Below are 17,566 nucleotides of genomic sequence, written 5' to 3' on the forward strand. Positions count from 1 at the left end.
CCGCGTCCGGACGGCTCAGCCGCGCTGCCTGAGCCGCATCGTCCGGTCGGCCCTGGCGAACATGCGCTTGAACGGCTTTTCACCGAGCCGGGCGAGCACGGTGTACCCCTTCGAGTCGCTCAGCGGGCTGGACGACGACACGACCCCCGCCACGGAGCCGCCGTACATCGCGGGCCCGCCGCTGCCGCCGGCGGCGGCGTGGCAGTTGCGGGTGACCATCAGCCCCGGCCCCTCGAAGACCGCCTCCGACGCGTCACCCACACACCGGTACAGCCGGGTGCCCGGATACCCCTTGCCCGCCGGGTAGCCCAGCAACTCCAGGCCCTCCAACGTGGCGCCCTTGGCCGTGGTCATCGCCGGCAGCCCCCGGCCGGTCACGGCCTCCAGCGGGCGCTTGCCGCGCCCGACCCCCACCAGCCCGATGTCGTACGGCAGCAGCCCCGGCGAGTACGGCCGGTTGCGCCACCTCGCCGGCACCCACGTGCGCACGGCGGGCCAGACGCCGAGCCCCGGCCGCCCGCCGTCGTAGCCGGGCAGGAAGGCCAGGTTCTCGAGCGACCGGCCGTGGTTGTAGAGGCAGTGCGCGGCCGTCAGCACGAGGCTGCGGCTGCGCGAGCCGATCACCGTGCCGCCGCACAACACGTCCCGCCGGGAGACGGGGTCGTGACCGAGCAGCACCCCGGTGAGGCGCCGCGCCCCCGCGTAGGGGCGCGCGACCGGCGCGTAGCCGAGGCGGTCCCCGTCAGGCGTCAGGACACGGGCGGAGGGCACGTTGCGCTGGGACACCTCGGTGACGGCGGTCGGGTCGATCAGGGCGAGGGACAACACCAACCTGAGCACCCGGCCAGCCTAAGGCGAAGATGATCAGACCTCTGACCTGCGACATTCCTCTTTACCAAGTCGTGTACTGGGCGGCGAGAGCGCGCAGGCGGGCGTGCGCGGAGTCGTAGACCGCCGCGCCACCCGTGTACGCCTTGGGCAGCTTGGCGACCATCGTGTAGTTGGTGTCGCACACGTTGCCGACCGGCGCCTGCCCGGCCTGGCTGACGAGCTGGTAGGCGTCGAGCGTGTCCAGCCCGGTCAGCTCCGACGTCCACGTGACCAGGTCGTGCTGGCTGATCCGGTACGCGTCCTCCAGGGGCCTGGCCGACCCGGTGGACATCAGGTGCAGGTCGTCCTCCATCCGGGGCCACGGCGTGGCGACTCCCTTGATCAGATCGACCGCGACGACCGTGTTCATGGCCGCCTCGACCGCGGTGCCGCAGACCTCGCCGTGGCCCTGCAGCCCGTGGCCGTCGCCGATCGAGAACATCCCTCCCTCGACGTTGACCCCCAGGTAGACGGTGACGCCGGCGCGCAGCTCGGGGGTGTCCATGTTTCCGCCGTGCGCGTCGGGCGTGATCGTCATGCGGGCCTCGTTCGCGGCCGGGGCCACGCCCACGGTGCCGTGCATCGGGTCGAGCGGCAGCTCGACGCTGAAGTCGCTGTTGCGGGCGTGGTAGACGGCCACGCCCTTGGCGAGGTCGATGTCGTAGCGCCAGACCCGTTCCTCCAGCGGCGGCTGGAGCATCGCCGTGGTGTGGGTGCCGGTCAGCGCGCCGAAGTGGGGGAACGTCGTGGAGACCGCCCAGTCCCTGGCCGGGGTGATGGCGATGAAGTGCAGGGCCAGCGTGTCGCCCGGCTCGGCGCCCTCCACATGGAAGGGGCCGGTCACGGGGTTGAGGTAGGGGAACTCGCACACCTGGGACGGCAGGTCGTCAACGTGCCGGACGAGGCCGCCGAAGCAGTCTTCGGTGTAGAGCTCCACGATCGTGCCCGGCCGCACCTTGCCGACGGCGGCGCGCCCGCCGAAGGTGTAGCTCAGGTCCTCCGGCGCTGGGTGGTAGGAGACGACGTTCACGAGACCTCCGTGGGAAGTGTGGGCTTACGGCCGATCAGGTAGGTGATGCCCAGAATGGCCAGGCCGATGGCGAGCCACACGCCGCCGACCCACTGGGCCGCGACGTTCTGGTTGTACACGACGGCCACGAGGACGGCGAAGCCGATGACCGGGGCGACGAGGTGGGCCCACCAGTTGGTGCTGCGCTGCTTGACCGTGTAGTGCACGACGACGGAGACGTGCAGCACCAGGAAAGCGGACATGGCGCCGAAGTTCACCAGCGAGGCCAGCTCGCCGACGCCGTTCGCCCTGGTGCTCATGAAGACGCCGAGGACCAGCGAGACGGCGGCCACCGCGAGGGTCGCGTTGACCGGCACCTTGTGCTTCGCGTTCACCCGCGACAGGAAGGCGGGCAGTTGCCGGTCGCGGGCCATCGCGAACAGCAGCCGCGACGTGGCGGCCTGCGCGACCAGCGAGTTGGCGAAGCCCCAGGCGACGGCGGTCGCCACGGCGGTGAGCACCGCCAGCCACGGCCCGCCGGCGTACGCGGCCGTGTCGTAGAAGGCGTTGCCCGCCGGGTCGCCGTCGGCGATCAGGGCGTCGCGGCCGGGGGTGAGGAGGGCCGCGACCCAGGTCTGCGTGACGAACAGCACGGCTGCCAGGCCGAGTGCGGCCAGCATGGACCTGCCGAGCCTGCGGGCGTCCTCCCGGTTCTCCTCGGCCAGCGTGGAGATGCCGTCGAAGCCGAGGAACGACAGCACGGCCACCGACGCGGCGGCGAACACCACGCTGAACGTGAACCCGGACGAGTCGAAGATCGGCGTGAGCGCGCCGGTCTGCGCCTTGCCCTGCGCCAGCGCGACGCCGGCGACCACCAGGAAGATCGCCAGTACGACCAGCTCGGCCGCCAGCATGATCCGGGTGATCCTGGCCGTCATCTGGATACCGAGGTAGTTGACGACGGTGTTGAGCACCACGAACGCCGCCAGCCACGCCCAGACGGGAATCAAGGGCACGAACGAGTTCATGGCGACGCTGGCCACCAGATAGAGCAGCGACGGCACGAGCACGTAGTCGAGCAGGATGGCCCAGCCGGCCATGAACCCGACGGGGGCGGCGATGCCGCGGCCCGCGTACGTGTAGACGGACCCGGCCATCGGGAACGCCTTGGCCATCTGCGCGTACGACAGCGCCGTGAAGGCCATCGCCACCAACCCGATCACGTACGCCAGCGCCACCATGCCGTGGGAGACGGAGAAGACGTTGCCGAAGATCCCGAACGGTGCGATCGGCACCATGAAGATCAGGCCGTAGATCATCAGGTCGGTGAAGCCCAGCGAGCGCTGGAGCTCCTGGCGGTAGCCGAACTGCTCGATCGTGCTCATGGGACGGCTCCTTGTGCGTCGGGGGCGTCTCGCACCTTAGATCCAAAGCTTTCTAGTGAAAAGGTTTCTCTAGAAAGAAATTCAGGCCGTCCGCCCTGCCGAGCTGAACGGGATGGTGCACCTGCCGTCCCAGCAGTGTGAGCGTCCCGCGTGCGCTGGTGATGGTGGCGCCGTCGGCCACCGCGTCGAGCGCGGGCACGGCCAGCGAACCCGCCCGCCCGCACAGCGCGGCCAGCATCGCGACAGCCTCGTAGCAGCCGTGGCCGTGGGCGTTCAGCATGGGGGCGTCGGGGCCGAAGCGGGCCGCGTACCGCTGCGCGAAGGCGAGGCTCGCCTCGGTCGGCAGGTCGCGGAAGTAGCCCATCGACGCGTACAGCCCGCCGGTGACGTCACCGCCGATGCCCAGCAGGCCGTGCTCCTCCAGCGCGCCGCAGAGCCGGGTCGCGCCGAGCCCGCCGGCCGCGTACGCGCGGTTGAAGTCCATGAGGTCGCTGCCGATCAGCGTCAGCAGGACGGCGTCGGGACGGGCGTCCGCCACCCGGTCGAGCCGCCGCACCGCGTCGCCGTACGGGACGAGGCTCTCACCCACCACGGTGGCGCCGAGCGCGCGCAGCAGCGGCCGGGCGTTCGCGTGCACCAGGCGCGGCCAGATGTAGTCGTTGCCCAGCAGGAACCACCGTCGCGCCCGTCGGGTGCCGACCAGCCACTCGATGCCCGGCGCGAGTTGCCGGTCGGGGGTCTCGCCGAGGAAGTAGACGCCCGGCGCGTGCCCCCCGCCTTCGTACGGAGGCCCGTAGACGAACGGCACCCGCCCGGCGATCGCGGCCACCACCTCGACCCGCACGTCACTGGCGTGGGCGCCCGTGACGGCCTTCACCGTGCCCGTCCTGACCAGCTCGGACACCTCGGCCGCCACCTGCCGCGCGGGCCGTCCGCCGTCGACGAGGACCAGCTCGACCGGCCTGCCCAGCAGGCCCCCCGCGGCGTTGAGCTCCTCCGCCGCCAGCACGGCGCAGTTGATCGCGCAGGGCCCCATCAGGCCGAGCACCCCGGACACGGGCACGACCAGGCCGATCCTGATCGCACCCGACGGGAGGAGCCGCGCTTCGAGAGGATCGACGGTCGCCGCCACGCCGACGAGTATCCTCCCTTCAAGCTCTCCGACGAAAGGACCTCCTCCCATGACCTCCTCAGGCCTCGGGTCCTCGCTCGCCTATCTGCTGAGCCGCGCGGAGCGCAGCGTCAACCGAGGGCTGGCGGCCGGGCTGGCGGGCGAGGACGTCACCGTCGAGCAGTGGCGCATCATGCGCGCGCTGGCCGACGGGCGGGGCGACTCGATGGGCGAGCTGGCCGCGGCCGTGCTCATGCCCCATCCGACCCTGACCAAGGCGATCGACCGGCTGATCGAGCGGGCGCTGGTCTACCGCGGGCCGTCGAAGGGCGACCGGCGGCGGGTGGCGGTGTTCGTCTCGGACCGGGGCGCGGAGCTGCTCGCGCGGGTGGACGGAGCGGTGGCCGAGCACCACGGGCTCGTCGCGGTCGCGTTCGGCGCCGAGCGCACCGAGCGGCTCATGCGCGATCTGGAGGGCCTGGTGGCCGCGCTCGACTACGCCGAGCTGCGGAAATAAGTCCAAGAAGAGCGCCGGGGCCCGCCCCGGACGGCGGGCCCCGGTCGTTCGGGCCGGCGGTCGTCCTTGACCACCGCTGGTCTGAACTCGCTGGACGTTACGGGTAGAGGCCGCGCATCTGGTGCGCGTCGGCCACTCGGCCCACGCCGATGACGTGCGCCGCCTGCCTGAGCGTCAGCCCGCGCTCGGCGGCCAGCGACTTCACCTCGGAGTAGGCGCCCTGCATGAGGTCGCGCAGTTTCAGCTCGACCTCGCTGGAGCTCCAGGAGTAGGCCTGCATGTTCTGCACCCATTCCAGGTACGACACGATCACCCCGCCCGCGTTGGCCAGGATGTCGGGCACGACCATGGTGCCGGAGGCGGCGAGGATCTCGTCGGCCTGCGGCGTGGTCGGGCCGTTGGCGCCCTCGACGATCAGCCTGGCCCGGATTCTGGGCGCGTTGGCCTCGGTGATCGCGCCTTCCAGCGCGGCCGGGACCAGCAGGTCGACGTCCAGTTCGAGCAGGTCGTCGCGGGCCAGCGCGTCGGCATGGCGGTAGCCGTGCACGCCGCCGGCCTCGGCGACCCAGGCGCGCAGCCGGGCGATGTCGAGGCCGCCGCTCGCGTGGACGGCGCCCGTGACGTCGGAGACGGCCACGACCTTGCAGCCGGCGTCGGACAGGTATTGGGCGGCGAGCGCACCCACCTTGCCGAAGCCCTGCACGGCCACGGTCACGCCCTCGGGCGAGCCGCCCAGCGCGGCCAGCGCCGCGATCTGCACGCCGCGCGAGGTCGCGCTCGCGCGACCGAGCGAGCCGCCCAGCGTCATCGGCTTGCCGGTGACCACACCGGGCACGGAGTAGCCGGCGTTGACGCTGTAGGTGTCCATGACCCACGCCATGGTCTGCTCGTCGGTGCCGACGTCGGGCGCGGGGATGTCCTTCTCCGGGCCGATCAGCGGCAGGATCTCGTTGACGTAGCGGCGGGTCAGCCGTTCCAGCTCGCGGGTGGTGAGCCCGGACGGGTCCACGGCCACGCCGCCTTTGGCGCCGCCGTACGGGATGCCGACCAGTGCGCACTTCCACGTCATCCACATCGCGAGCGCGGTGACCTCGTGGATGTCGGTGCCGGGATGAAACCGGAGCCCGCCCTTGGCGGGGCCGCGTGAGACGTTGTGCTGGACCCGGTAGCCCTGGACGACGTCGAGACGTCCGTCCTCGCGCCGCACCGGGACCGAGACGGTCAGGGAGCGGCGGGGCGTCGCCAGCATCGTACGGAGCCCGTCGTCGAGCCCGAGATGCTCGGCGGCCTGGTCGAGTTGGTGGAGAGCGGAGTCGAGTGCTTGACGCCCCGGTGTGATCAGGGCCGGCGTCGTTGACGGCACCATGATGCTCATCGAAGAGTTTCCTCCTGGTATTTACGCCCTTTATGTAGGGAAGGCGCCTTTGCCTTCCTTTTTGGGCGATCTTGTTACGATCATCCTATGGCGGGGGTTTGATCTTGCCTAGGTGTTGGAGAAATCCCAGCCGGTGATCAGAGGTGTCACGAGCGTCGCCACTCTGGCAGGCTTGCGTGCGGATGTGTGCCGAATCGTCGATCTGAGGAGTGGAATGCCCGCACTCGTGGTGGGGCCGATGCTGCGTTATGTCGATCGTGACAGCGCTTCGATCTGGGTGGAGACCGCCGACCCTTGCACGGTCACCGTCGAAGCGGACGGCAGGGCTTACCGGTCGCCTACCTTCACCGTGCACGGACACCACTACGCGATCGTGGATCTCGTTGGACTCACCCAGGATATCGGGTCCTATTCCGTCACACTCGACGGGGAGGCCGTATGGCCCCTGGAGAGTCACCCGCCCAGCCGGATCCGGTTGCTGCCCGCGGAGGGAATGCGCAGGCTGATGTTCGGCTCGTGCCGCACCAGCGTGCCGCACGACGCCCCGCACGTGATCACGCACGGCTACGACATGCTGGGCGAGCTCGGCACCCATCTCGCGCAGGCCGGCGACGAGGAGTGGCCGGACCTGCTGCTGTTCCTCGGCGACCAGGTCTACGCCGACGGCCCGTCACCCGAGATCCTGGCCTACATCAGGGCGCGGAGGGACACCGAGCCGCAGGGCGAGATCGCCGACTTCGAGGAATACGCCGAGCTCTACCGCCAGGCGTGGACCCACCCCGACATCCGCTGGGTGCTGTCCACCGTGCCGACTGCGATGATCTTCGACGACCATGACGTGCGCGACGACTGGAACACCTCGAAAACCTGGCGGGAGCAGATGGCCGGGACACCATGGTGGCGCCGCAGGGTGGTCGCCGGGCTCGGGGCGTACTACGTCTACCAGCATCTCGGCAATCTTTCGCCGGCCGAGCGCGCCGAGGATCCGCTCCTGCAGAAGCTGCTGAGCGGCGAGGGCGACGCCGGGGACGCGCTCGACGCGTTCGCCGACAAGGCCGACACCGAGCCGAGCAGCAACCGCTGGAGCTACGCCCGCGACCTCGGCGACACCCGCCTGATCATGGTCGACACGCGGTGCGCCAGGCAGCTCACCCCGGGCGACCGCCGCATGCTCGACCCCGAAGAGTGGGCCTGGCTGGAGGAGCAGGTCACCCGCCCGGCCGAGCGCCTGATCATCGGCTCGTCGATCCCGTTCCTGCTGCCCGAGGGTGTCCACGGGGTGCAGAACTGGAACGAGGCCCTGTGCGACGGCACGTGGGGCCGCCTCGCCGCCAGGTGCTCCGAGGCGCTCCGGCAGGCCTTCGACCTGGAGCACTGGGCGGCGTTCCGGCGCTCGTTCGACGACCTGGCCGGGATGCTGGTCGAGCTCGGCAAGCCCGTGCTGATCCTCTCCGGCGACGTGCACTACTCCTACCTGGCCAAGGCCGACTCGGGACCGATCTACCAGGTCGTGTGCTCGCCCATCCGTAACCCGCTCAGCCGGCTACTGCGCTGGGCCAACGTGGTCACCCAGTTCGGCCTGGCCACGCTGGTGGGCGGCCTGCTGGCGCGTTCGGCGGGCATCCCGCGGCCGCCGTTCCGCTGGAAGATCATCAAGGGCCCCTGGTTCCAGAACGCGCTGGCCACGCTGACCCTCCCCGGCACGCTCACCTGGTACGAGTCGCGCAACGACGTCATGCAGCCGATCGAGTCCGTACGCGTGGGCTGAGAGGAAGATCGTCACCGCTCCTGGGGCTGACGCCATGCCTTCCTACTGCTCCTTCATGGCGTGAATCGCGTCGGCGAGCTGGTCGATCGCCCAGATCAGGTCGTCCTCGGAGACGACGATCGGCGGGGCCAGCCGGATCGTGGAGCCGTGCGTGTCCTTGACCAGCACGCCCCGCTTCAGCAGCGCCTTCGACACCTCGCGCCCGGTGGCCAGCGACGGGTCGATGTCCACGCCCGCCCACAGGCCCCGCCCGCGGATCTCGGTGACGCCCCTGCCGAGCAGCCCGCGCAGCCGGCTGTGCAGGCTCTCGCCGAGCTTGGCGGCCCTGGCCTGGAACTCGCCGGTGTTCAGCAGCTCGACGACCGCGATGCCGACCGCGCACGCCAGCGGGTTGCCGCCGAACGTGGAGCCGTGCTGGCCGGGGTGGATGACGCCGAGCACGTCGCGGTCGGCCGCGATGGCCGAAACCGGTACGACGCCGCCGCCGAGGGCCTTACCCAGGACGTAGATGTCGGGCACGACCCCCTCGACGTCGCACGCGAACGTCTGCCCGGTGCGTCCCAGACCCGACTGGATCTCGTCGGCGATCATGAGGATCCCGCCGTCCGAGCACAACCGCCTGAGCTCGGTCAGGTAGCCTTCCGGCGGCACCAGCACCCCGGCCTCGCCCTGGATGGGCTCGACCAGCACGGCGACCGTGTCGGCGTCGACGGCCTGCCTGACCGCCTCGGCCGAGCCGTACGGCACGATTCTGAAGCCCGGTGTGTAGGGGCCGAAGTCGTCGTGCGCGTCCGGGTCGGTGGAGAAGCTGATGATCGTGGTGGTGCGGCCGTGGAAGTTGTTCTCCATCACGATGATGTTGGCCTGGTCGGGCTCGACGCCCTTGACCTGGTAGCCCCACTTGCGCGCCACCTTGATGGCGGTCTCGACCGCCTCGGCGCCGGTGTTCATGGGCAGGATCATGTCCTTGCCCGTGAGGTCGCCGAGCCCGGCGCAGAACCGCGCGAACTGGTCGTGGTAGAACGCGCGGCTGGTCAGGGTCAGCCGTTCGAGCTGGTCCCGCGCCGCCTCAATGATCTTCGGATGGCCGTGGCCGAAGTTGAGCGAGGAATAACCGGACAGGCAGTCCAGATAACGTTTCCCCTCGACGTCGGTGACCCACGCCCCGTGCGCCTCGTGGATCACCACGGGCAGTGGATGGTAGTTGTGCGCGCTGCGGCTCTCGCTGATCTCGATCAGCTCCGCGCTGGTCATGGTCACTTGTTCCCCCTGATCTCCAGTGTGCAGCACTTGGGACCCCCGCCCGCCTTGCGCAACTCCGACAGGTCGACCGGGATCACCTCGTACCCCCGGCGCTTGATCTCCAACTGCAGGGTGGAGGCCTCGGCGTTCATCACCACGTGGGTGCCGTCGCTGACCGCGTTCAGGCCGAGCACCTCGGCGTCCTCGGCGGTCGCCAGGACCGCGTCGGGGAACATGCGGCGCAGCACCTCCTGGCTGCCCAGCGAGAAGGCCTGCGGGTAGTAGGCCACGTTCCTGCCGTCCAGCGGGAACAGCGCCGTGTCCAGGTGGTAGAAGCGCGGGTCGACCAGCGTCAGCGAGATCACCGGGCGGCCCAGGACCTCCTGCGACTCCTGGTGGGCGCGCACGTCGGTGCGGAAGCCCGTGCCGGCGAGCACGACCTCGTCGAGCGCGAGGAAGTCGCCCTCGCCCTCGTTGACGTGACGGGGCTCGTGCACCGGGTATCCGCGCGCGGCGAACCAGCGCAGGTAGGCGGGGCCCTCGGGGCCGCGCTGCGGGTAGGCGAACCTGGCGCCGTAGACGCGCCCGTCGACGACCAGCGCGCCGTTGGCGGCGAACACCATGTCGGGCAGCCCGTCGATCGGGTCGATCAGGCTGACGCGATGGCCGAGTTCCTCGTACGCGGCCTTGAGCCCTTCCCACTGCAGCACCGCGACGTCGCGGGACGCGCCCGCCTCTGGGCGCATCCACGGATTGATGCTGTATTCGACGGCGAAGAACTCAGGGCGACACATGAGGAAGTGTTTGGGCATGCAGCGCTCCATCATCGTTGACCAGGGAAAACCCCTCCCGGGGTGACGCAGCCAGCCTAGGAACCGCTGCCGGTGGCGGCCAAGACTCCGACATTGCGTATTCGCGCAGGTCTGTTGCGACTTTCAGGCGTCTGTGCGTGTTCCGTTGCGCGGTTCCGGCACAGTGGTGCCGGGTGGTGCGTCGACCAGCCTGGAGAGCACGATGACGCTCTTGGTCCGCACCACGAACGTCTCCGCCGCGATGCGCTCGATCACCCGCTCCACGTGGCGCACGTCCGTCGCCCTGATGTGCAGCAGCGCGTCGGCCTCGCCCGTGATCGTGGCCGCGCCCACCACCTCGGGGAACCTGGCCACGGCCAGAGCGATGTCCGACGGCTTGGTCTTGCCCTGGCAGAACAGCTCCACGTAGGCCTCGGTCGTCCAGCCCAGCGCCTGGGGCGCCACCCGGGCGCTGAACCCGGTGATCGCCCCCGTCGCCCGCAACCGGTCGACCCGTCGCTTGACCGCCGACGCGCTCAGCCCCACCTGGGCGCCGATGTCCGCGTACGTCGCACGGGCGTCGTCGACGAGCGCCGCGATGATGTCACGATCGAGCCGGTCCAGTTCCACGCGCTCTGTATACAGCCTGGCCAGGCTGGCGCGCGACGCGCGGCGCGCGGGAGACTGGGCGCTCGTACATTGTCCGGAGGGTTTTCACCACGATGAGCGCAGCGAGTTTCCCCGAGGGTTTCGTCTGGGGGGTGTCGACTTCCGCTTTCCAGATCGAGGGGGCCACGACCGCCGGCGGCCGCGGCCCGTCCATCTGGGACGGCTTCTCCGCCGACCGCGCCGAGGCCTGCGACCACTATCACCGCCATGCCGAGGACGTGCGGTTGATGAAAGACCTCGGAATAGCCGCCTACCGGTTCTCGGTGAGCTGGGCCAGGGTGATTCCCGACGGCCGCGGAAAGGCGAACGCGGCGGGGCTCGACTTCTACGACCGGCTGGTCGACGAGTTGATGGCCGCGGGCATCACGCCCTATGCCACCCTTTACCACTGGGACCTGCCGCAGGCGCTGGAAGATGGGGGCGGCTGGCCGGTTCGCGACACGGCACACCATTTCGCGGATTACGCCACGGTCGTGCACGAACGGCTCGGCGACCGGGTCGGCACGTGGTTCACGGTGAACGAACCGTGGGTGGCGTCCTTCCTCGGGTACGGCTCGGGCATTCACGCGCCCGGCAGGACGTCGACGGCCGACGCCTTCATGAGTGCGCACCACATGCTGCTCGCCCACGGGCTGGGCGTCCAGGCGCTGCGCGCCGCCGGGGCCTCCGAGGTGGGCGCCGCGCTCAACATCTCGCCCGTGCTCACGCCCGCCCAGGTGAGCGACTTCGGCAGGGAGCTGACCGAGGAGGACACCGAGGCCGTGACCAGGATCGACGCCCTGGTGAACCGGCAGTTCCTCGACCCGATGTTGCGCGGCGCCTACCCCGCCGACCTGGTCCCGCTCATCGAGCGGCACGCGGGGCTCGGTCACGTCCGCGACGGCGACCTCGACGTCATCGCCCAGCCCGTCGACCTGCTCGGCGTCAACTACTATGCGCCGCTGGTGGTGCAGGCGCAGCCCAGCGAACCCGCGGACCCTGCTTTCCCGGGAAGCGAGGGTGTGCTTTTCTGCACGGTGCCCACGGCGGTCACCGCAATGGGCTGGCCCATCGTGCCCGGTTGCCTTTCCCAGCTGCTCGGGCGCCTTTCCCGGGAATATCCGCGGACCGAGCTGTTGATCACCGAGAACGGCGCCGACTTCGTCGACGTGGCGACCGGCGACGGCATTCACGACCTCGAGAGAATCGGTTTCATCGAGGAACACCTGCGCGCTCTGAAAACTGCGATCGACGACGGCGCCAACGTCCGCGGATATTTCGTCTGGACGCTGCTCGACAACCTCGAATGGACCGATGGCTACCAGCGCAAGTTCGGACTCGTGCACGTGGACTTCGCCACCCAGCGACGCCGGCCGAAGGACAGCGCCCGGTGGTATCGCGACGTCATCGCGCGCAACGGCCTGCCAGGGACCCGCGCCAGACGGCCCACGCTGGAGACCGTGGCCGCCCGCGCCCACGTCTCCAGGGCCACCGTCTCGCGCGTCGTCAACGGCGAGACCTCCGTCAGCCCCGAGGTCCGCGCGACGGTGATGCGGGCCGTCAGAGAGCTCGGCTACGTGCCCAACGCGGCCGCCCGCAGCCTCGTCACCCGGCGCACCAACACGGTCGCCCTCGTCCTGTCGGTGCCCCGGCAGGGCGGCGATCCGCTGACCGCGGCCGTCGTCCAGTACGTCACCAGCATGCTGGAGGGCGCGGGCAAACAGATCACGCTCATGCTGGCCGACACCGCGGAGAGCCACCGCCGCATCGTCTCCCACGTCGAGGGGCGGCTGTCGGACGGCGTCGTGCTGCTGCCGCCCGACCGAGGCGACACCCTGGCCGAGCGGCTCTCGCGGACCGGCGTGCCGATCGTGCTGCTCGGCAAACCCGCGGTCGCCTCCCTGGTGCCGTACGTGGACGTCGACAACGCCGGGGGAGCGGCGGCCGCCACCGAGCACCTCGTCGCACGCGGGCGCCGACACATCGGCATGGTCTGCGGCCCCATGGACCTCATCTCCATCCAGGACCGCCTGGCCGGCCACCGCGCGGCCCTGCACCGCGCCGGCCTGAGACCGCTTCTGACCCCGGCCGACGGCTACACCCGCGCGTCCGGCGCGGCGGCCGCACGCCGGCTCATCGAGGACAACCCGTCACTCGACGCGATCTTCGCGGCCGGCGACCAGCTCGCCATCGGGGCGTTGCGGGCCGCGCGGAAGGCCGGGCGGCGGGTGCCGGACGACCTGGCGATCGTGGGCTTCGACGACATCGACGCCGCCTCCGCCACCACCCCGCCGCTCACCACCGTGCGCGTCCCCGTCGCCGAGCAGGCGCTGGCTCTCGCCCGGCTGCTGATGTCGCGCCTGGACGGCGGCCACGCCACATCCGTCGTGCTGCCGGCCCGGCTCGTGGTCAGGGACTCCACCTGACGGCCGCCCGGCCGCACCCGGATTTCCCGTACGGGCTCCAGCCGTCGATCCGCGGCCCGGCGACTTAGCATCGAGGGCAGGACCCCGCAGGGAGGCCAGATGCGCTTCGTCCGCCGCAAGCAGGAAGCATCCGCCGAGCCCGACGGCGAGGTCACCCGAGTCGCGCCCGCGCCCGCGGCCGCGTACGACGGCGACCTCTACCGCCTGCCCGAGTGGGCGCGGCGCCGCGGCGAGGAACGCGCGCTGGGCCGCGCCCACGCCGAAGGCGGCCAGTTCGACACGCTCACGCTCCAGACCGGCAGCGTGCCCCGCTTCCACGAGCTGGAGGACGAACGCCTGGAAGAGCTGGCCAGGATCGACGAGCGCACGGAACGGGAGATCCAGCGGGCCCGCGCCGAGCTGGAAGCGCAGAAGATCCGCCTGGCGGAGTCGCAGCGCGCGTTCGGGGAGGCGCGCAAGGCCCTCGACGACAGCAGGCAGCGCGTCACCGAGCTCGAACAACCCAGCAGGCGTCCCGGCGACGGACGCCCCAGCTCGATCGCCGTCTCCGGCAGCCGCTGGCCGGTCGTCCGCCGCTGGCTGCCCGCCGCGCTCCTCCTGTTGCTCCTGCTGGTCGTCGAGGTGCCCATCCTCTACCAGGTGATCCTCAGCTGGGGCGACAGCGTCGCGATGACCGCGCTCCTCGCCGCGGGCGCCGCCCTCATCATGCTGGTGGCGCCGCACATGTACGGTCGCGCGTTCCGCTCCTGGCAGGAGCACGGCAGCTCGTCCCAGGGGCGCTGGCTGCTGATCGGCGTGGCGACGGTCTGGCTCGGCCTCATCGTCGCCGTGGCCGTGCTGCGCCGGGACGCCCTGGTCCGGCCCCTGGTCGTGGACGGGCAGGAGATCGGCCCCACCTCCGAGGGCGTCGGCCAGCTGCCCACCATGGTCCTCCTGCTGGCGCTGCTCGTGGCCACCGCCCTCATCGCCGCCGACCTGGGCCGCCGCATGCACAACCCCAACGACCGCCGCCTCAGGGAGCTGCGGGCCAAACGTGACGCCGAGGCCCGCGTCCTCGCCGAGGCCCAGGCGGCCTACCAGCACGACGCCGGCTACGCGGAGAGCATCGTCCACTACGTCGAGGCGGCGGAGCGCCGCCGGGCGAGCCGGCTGCGGCAACTGGACAGCGGCTTCGACAGCCTGGCCACGGCCTACCTCGGGGGAGTGGTGGAGGGCCTGAAGGACCCAGAGGCCGCCAGCTGGGCCGAACGCATCGTCCTCCAGCGCCGCACCCGCTCCTGACCGCGTACGGGCCCGTACGCACGGGGCTCACGCGCGTACGGGCCCGCCGGCGGAGGCCGGGACAGGCGGTCAGGAGGTGGAGAAGGTGAACCAGTTGACGTTGACGAAGTCGGCCGGCTGGCCGCTGCTGAAGGTCAGGTAGACCGTGTGCGTTCCCGTCACGCCGGAGATGTTGGCCGGGATGGTGCGCCAGCTCTGCCATCCGCCGGTGTTCCCGATGGCGAAGTCGCCGATGGGGGCGGCGGTGGGGCTGTCGAGCCGCACCTGCACCAGCCCGCTGACCCCGGCGCCCGCCCCGGACGCCACCCTGGCCTTGAACTGGCGGGCGGCCTGCGAGCCGAACGTGACGCCGTCGAAGCGCAGCCAGTCGCCGTTGGAGAGGCCGCCGACGTTCTGGCCGCCGCCCGAGTCGGTGGTGGACTCGACCATGGTGCCCGACTGGGCGGTGTAGCGCTCGGCCTGGATGGTGGAGCGGGCGTCGACACTGCCGGGCGGGTCGCTCGGGTCGGGGTCGGGATCGCCGCCGCCCGTGCCGCTCTGCCAGACCGCGACGTAGTCCACCAGCATCGGCCTGCCGGGCACGGTGTCCCCGGTCGGGGTGCCGAAGCCCGCCACGCCGTTGGGGAAGGCGCCTCCCATGGCCACGTTGAGCAGCAGGAAGTAGCCGGCGTGGCCGGTCATGTTGTTCCAGGTCGTGGCGTCGAACCGGGACTGGCTGAGGCTGTGGTACAGCTGGCCGTCGACGTACCAGCGCAGCTGGTTGGGGCTGGTGCTGCGGTCCCACTCGAAGCGGTAGGTGTGGAAGGCCGACTGGCAGGAGGCGCCGGGGCAGGCACGGCTGGCGCCGAGGCCGTTGTTCTCCTCGCAGGGGCCGCCGGGGGCGACGCCGCAGTGGAGCACGGCCCACACGGAGTTGAGCCCGTTGACGTTCTCCATGATGTCGAACTCGCCGATCCCCGGCCAGTTCCAGTAGTTCCCCCGGTACGGCGACCCGAGCGCCCAGAACGCCGGCCAGTAGCCGAGCGCGGCGTTGCCGGTCACGTTCGGCATCTGGATGCGGCCCTCGATGCGCAGGACGCGCCCGTCGGCGGGCTTGAAGTCCGAGCGCCGGGTCTCGATGCGGGCCGAGGTCCACTCGCCCGAGCCGCTCCGGAGCGGGGTGATGCGCAGGTTGCCCGAGCCGTCGAGGCTGAGGTTGGAGGTGCTGGAGGTGTAGTTCTGGATCTCGCCGGTGCCCCAGTTGGCCGGTCCTCCGGGGTACGCGTGGCCCGTGTCGATGATCCAGTTGTTCGATGAGGGCAGGGTGTTCGCCGGGCCTTCGAAGTCGTCGGCCCAGACCAGGGACCAGCCGGCCGGCGGGGGCGGCACGGAGGCCGAGGCTCCGGCGGTCATCTGGACGAGCAGGCCGGTAAGTGCAACGAGCACCACGGCCACGGGTGCCAGGCGGCGCCGGCGCCTGTTCGCTGTTGTCATCATCGCTCCATGGGGGGTGTGGATGCGAGAGAGCGCTCTCTCACCGATGTGAACACACGGCTTACCCGGTGTCAACAATCCGCACAGCGGCTGCGTGGGCAGGTGCGCGTAACGGGCAAGAGAGCGCTCTCGGCGAGGGTTCGCGCCTCACAGCAGGTCCACGGTGGCCGCGCCGGCAGCCTCGAACGCCTCCTGCCAGAACGCCTCCAGCTGCGGGAACCGGTCAGGGCTCGACGTCTTCTTCCGGAGGAACCCGTGCACGACCACCGCGTACCCGTTCATGTCGGGCAGCAGGCGCGCGTCCCGCAACTCCTTGATCTTCTGCCGGCGGGCGTCCTCGCCGAGGTCCAGCTTGTTGACGTCCAGCTCGCCCCGGTTGCTGATCAGGTCGCTGAACACGATGAGCCGGTGCGCCTTGTCCGGCTGCCGCTGCGCGGCGAGCTGCTTGGCCACGTAGCGCAGCGCCCCCAGCACGTCCGACCCCTCGCCCTCCGTCGGGCAGTCGAACAGCTCGACCGCCCTCGGCACCACCTGCGTGATCCGGTGCTTCCTGACCCGATCCTCGACCACGGGGTTGTCGTTGGGGTTCTCCGCCCGGGTAGCCGCGACGGGCACCGGGTCCTGGCGGCAGGCGCTGCTCTCCGAACCGCCCGTGACGGCCGCGAACCCGATCCAGTCGCACCCCTCCGCGAACGCCGGCATCTTGGAGGTGACGTCGTTCCTGGAGGTGGCCGGATCGGCGTAGCTGGTCGAGTCGACGACCACGCCGCAGAGCCCCCTGGCCTCCGTCCCGCACGCCGTCACGCCGGCCGCGACCACCGGCAGCACCGCTAACGCCGCGACCACGCGACGCGCCGTACGGGCTCGTCCCGGGGCCACGCGCCGCGCCCGGGCCCCGCCGCTGTCCTCCGCCACCCGCCGTCCTCCCGATCGTGTGAGGGATGCCGTCAGCCGTCGCCGTGCCCGCGCGGCCTTCCTCCTCATGCGCCGTCCTCCTGATCGCGAAGGGAAGGCGGGTCGTCGCGCTGCCCGCGCGGTGGTTCGTCCCCGTCCTCCGGGTCCGCGCCGGCTCTCCCGCCCCGGTCGTCCTCCGCGCCGGCGTCGTCAGCGGGTGGTCCGCCCGGTGAGAGCCGGCGGCGGGAGCGGCCGGGCAACTCCCTGGGCAGCACCTCGGCGTGCCACACCTCGATGCGGTTCTCCACCTCGCGCAGGATCCGCCCGATCTCCCGCCGGCCCGAGACCGCCGTGGGGTTGCCCGCCGTGGCGTCCATGGCGATGATCTCACCCTTCCACAACGACGGGACCTCCTCCTTGCGGGGGTGGGCCCGCAGCACGCCGCTCTTGTACGCGGCGATGAGCTGCTCGGCCCTGGCCTGCACCGCCTCCACCTCGTGGTCGCGCTGCATCAGCGCGCTCTCCCACTCCTGGGTGAGGTGCTCGATGCGGGCTCTGGCCCGCTGCACGCCGGCGTTCGCCTCCTCGACCAGGGCCCGCCGCCGCGCCTCCGCCCGCAGCGCCCTGGCCTCGGCGATCGAGATGAACGGATCCCGCTGCGTGGATCGTGCCCCCTCAGCCCCCGCGCCGGGCCCGGCGTCCGGCCGGGCCTCGGCGGTGCCCTGGTGGTTCTCGAGGGCGGCGCCGGGCGGGGCCCCGGGGGCGGTGCCCGGGTG

At 71.2% G+C, this 17,566-nt stretch carries 15 protein-coding genes; 4 read left to right on the forward strand and 11 right to left on the reverse strand.

Features of this window, described 5'->3' with window-relative positions; all coding sequences use genetic code 11:
- Positions 1-15: 15 nt before the first annotated feature.
- From E1267_RS19245 to E1267_RS19260, 4 genes are read right to left on the reverse strand one after another with little or no spacing between them, the layout of a single operon-like run.
- A complete protein-coding gene (locus E1267_RS19245) occupies positions 16-840 on the reverse strand; it encodes a trypsin-like serine peptidase (RefSeq protein ID WP_132333961.1) in 825 nt (274 codons plus the stop codon).
- 52 nt (positions 841-892) lie between these two features.
- Entirely contained in the window at positions 893-1,900 is a 1,008-nt protein-coding gene (locus E1267_RS19250; RefSeq protein ID WP_132333962.1) for an acetamidase/formamidase family protein, read from the reverse strand.
- Entirely contained in the window at positions 1,897-3,264 is a 1,368-nt protein-coding gene (locus E1267_RS19255; RefSeq protein WP_132333963.1) for an APC family permease, read from the reverse strand. The genes E1267_RS19250 and E1267_RS19255 overlap by 4 nt, the downstream gene beginning before the upstream one ends.
- 52 nt (positions 3,265-3,316) lie before the next feature.
- Positions 3,317-4,396, reverse strand: coding sequence for a substrate-binding domain-containing protein (locus E1267_RS19260; RefSeq protein ID WP_246064008.1), 1,080 nt, complete (start codon positions 4,394-4,396; stop codon positions 3,317-3,319).
- 49 nt (positions 4,397-4,445) lie between these two features.
- Between E1267_RS19260 and E1267_RS19265 the strand changes: the two genes are divergently transcribed.
- Positions 4,446-4,892, forward strand: a complete 447-nt coding sequence (locus E1267_RS19265) for a MarR family winged helix-turn-helix transcriptional regulator (protein WP_132333965.1) — start codon at positions 4,446-4,448, stop codon at positions 4,890-4,892.
- Positions 4,893-4,989: 97 nt separating this feature from the next.
- Here E1267_RS19265 and E1267_RS19270 read toward each other — a convergent pair whose 3' ends face one another.
- Positions 4,990-6,267 carry a Glu/Leu/Phe/Val family dehydrogenase gene (locus E1267_RS19270; protein WP_132333966.1) on the reverse strand — a complete coding sequence of 426 codons (1,278 nt, stop codon included), beginning with the start codon at positions 6,265-6,267 and terminating at the stop codon, positions 4,990-4,992.
- Between the two features lie 214 nt (positions 6,268-6,481).
- On the opposite strand from E1267_RS19270, the gene E1267_RS19275 reads away from it, so the two are divergent.
- A complete protein-coding gene (locus tag E1267_RS19275; protein ID WP_165959682.1) occupies positions 6,482-8,035 on the forward strand; it encodes an alkaline phosphatase D family protein in 1,554 nt (517 codons plus the stop codon).
- 42 nt (positions 8,036-8,077) lie between these two features.
- Here the strand turns inward: E1267_RS19275 and rocD are convergent, their stop codons facing one another.
- The 3 genes from rocD to E1267_RS19290 form a co-directional block, all read right to left on the reverse strand.
- Positions 8,078-9,289 carry an ornithine--oxo-acid transaminase gene (rocD, locus tag E1267_RS19280; protein ID WP_132333973.1) on the reverse strand — a complete coding sequence of 404 codons (1,212 nt, stop codon included), beginning with the start codon at positions 9,287-9,289 and terminating at the stop codon, positions 8,078-8,080.
- Positions 9,290-9,291: 2 nt separating this feature from the next.
- Complete coding sequence (gene ddaH / locus E1267_RS19285) at positions 9,292-10,089, reverse strand: dimethylargininase (protein ID WP_132333967.1); 798 nt, start codon at positions 10,087-10,089, stop codon at positions 9,292-9,294.
- Between the two features lie 123 nt (positions 10,090-10,212).
- Positions 10,213-10,698, reverse strand: a complete 486-nt coding sequence (locus tag E1267_RS19290) for an Lrp/AsnC family transcriptional regulator (RefSeq protein WP_132333968.1) — start codon at positions 10,696-10,698, stop codon at positions 10,213-10,215.
- A gap of 131 nt (positions 10,699-10,829) precedes the next feature.
- Between E1267_RS19290 and E1267_RS47660 the strand changes: the two genes are divergently transcribed.
- Positions 10,830-13,142 carry a GH1 family beta-glucosidase gene (locus E1267_RS47660; RefSeq protein WP_425465087.1) on the forward strand — a complete coding sequence of 771 codons (2,313 nt, stop codon included), beginning with the start codon at positions 10,830-10,832 and terminating at the stop codon, positions 13,140-13,142.
- Positions 13,143-13,241: 99 nt separating this feature from the next.
- Positions 13,242-14,423: a hypothetical protein gene (locus tag E1267_RS19300; protein ID WP_132333970.1), complete on the forward strand. Its 1,182-nt coding sequence runs from the start codon at positions 13,242-13,244 to the stop codon at positions 14,421-14,423.
- A 69-nt stretch (positions 14,424-14,492) separates the two neighbouring features.
- Here the strand turns inward: E1267_RS19300 and E1267_RS19305 are convergent, their stop codons facing one another.
- The 3 genes from E1267_RS19305 to E1267_RS44445 all read right to left on the reverse strand — a co-directional run.
- Positions 14,493-15,899 (reverse strand): glycoside hydrolase family 16 protein, encoded by a 1,407-nt coding sequence (locus E1267_RS19305; protein WP_181957819.1) that lies wholly within the window; start codon positions 15,897-15,899, stop codon positions 14,493-14,495.
- Positions 15,900-16,043: 144 nt separating this feature from the next.
- Positions 16,044-16,742: a vWA domain-containing protein gene (locus E1267_RS19310; RefSeq protein WP_132333971.1), complete on the reverse strand. Its 699-nt coding sequence runs from the start codon at positions 16,740-16,742 to the stop codon at positions 16,044-16,046.
- A gap of 134 nt (positions 16,743-16,876) precedes the next feature.
- Positions 16,877-17,566: hypothetical protein (locus tag E1267_RS44445; protein WP_220449572.1), on the reverse strand; the 690-nt coding region annotated here is incomplete at its 5' end.

Source organism: Nonomuraea longispora, assembly GCF_004348345.1.
Lineage (GTDB): Bacteria > Actinomycetota > Actinomycetes > Streptosporangiales > Streptosporangiaceae > Nonomuraea > Nonomuraea longispora.

Coding starts and splice junctions, on each gene's coding strand:
- E1267_RS19255 (WP_132333963.1), bottom strand. CDS start 3,264: ATGAGCACGATCGAGCAGTTCGGCTACCGCCAGGAGCTCCAGCGCTCG.
- E1267_RS19265 (WP_132333965.1), top strand. CDS start 4,446: ATGACCTCCTCAGGCCTCGGGTCCTCGCTCGCCTATCTGCTGAGCCGC.
- E1267_RS19270 (WP_132333966.1), bottom strand. CDS start 6,267: ATGAGCATCATGGTGCCGTCAACGACGCCGGCCCTGATCACACCGGGG.
- E1267_RS19275 (WP_165959682.1), top strand. CDS start 6,482: ATGCCCGCACTCGTGGTGGGGCCGATGCTGCGTTATGTCGATCGTGAC.
- rocD (WP_132333973.1), bottom strand. CDS start 9,289: ATGACCAGCGCGGAGCTGATCGAGATCAGCGAGAGCCGCAGCGCGCAC.
- ddaH (WP_132333967.1), bottom strand. CDS start 10,089: ATGCCCAAACACTTCCTCATGTGTCGCCCTGAGTTCTTCGCCGTCGAA.
- E1267_RS19300 (WP_132333970.1), top strand. CDS start 13,242: ATGCGCTTCGTCCGCCGCAAGCAGGAAGCATCCGCCGAGCCCGACGGC.
- E1267_RS19305 (WP_181957819.1), bottom strand. CDS start 15,899: ATGATGACAACAGCGAACAGGCGCCGGCGCCGCCTGGCACCCGTGGCC.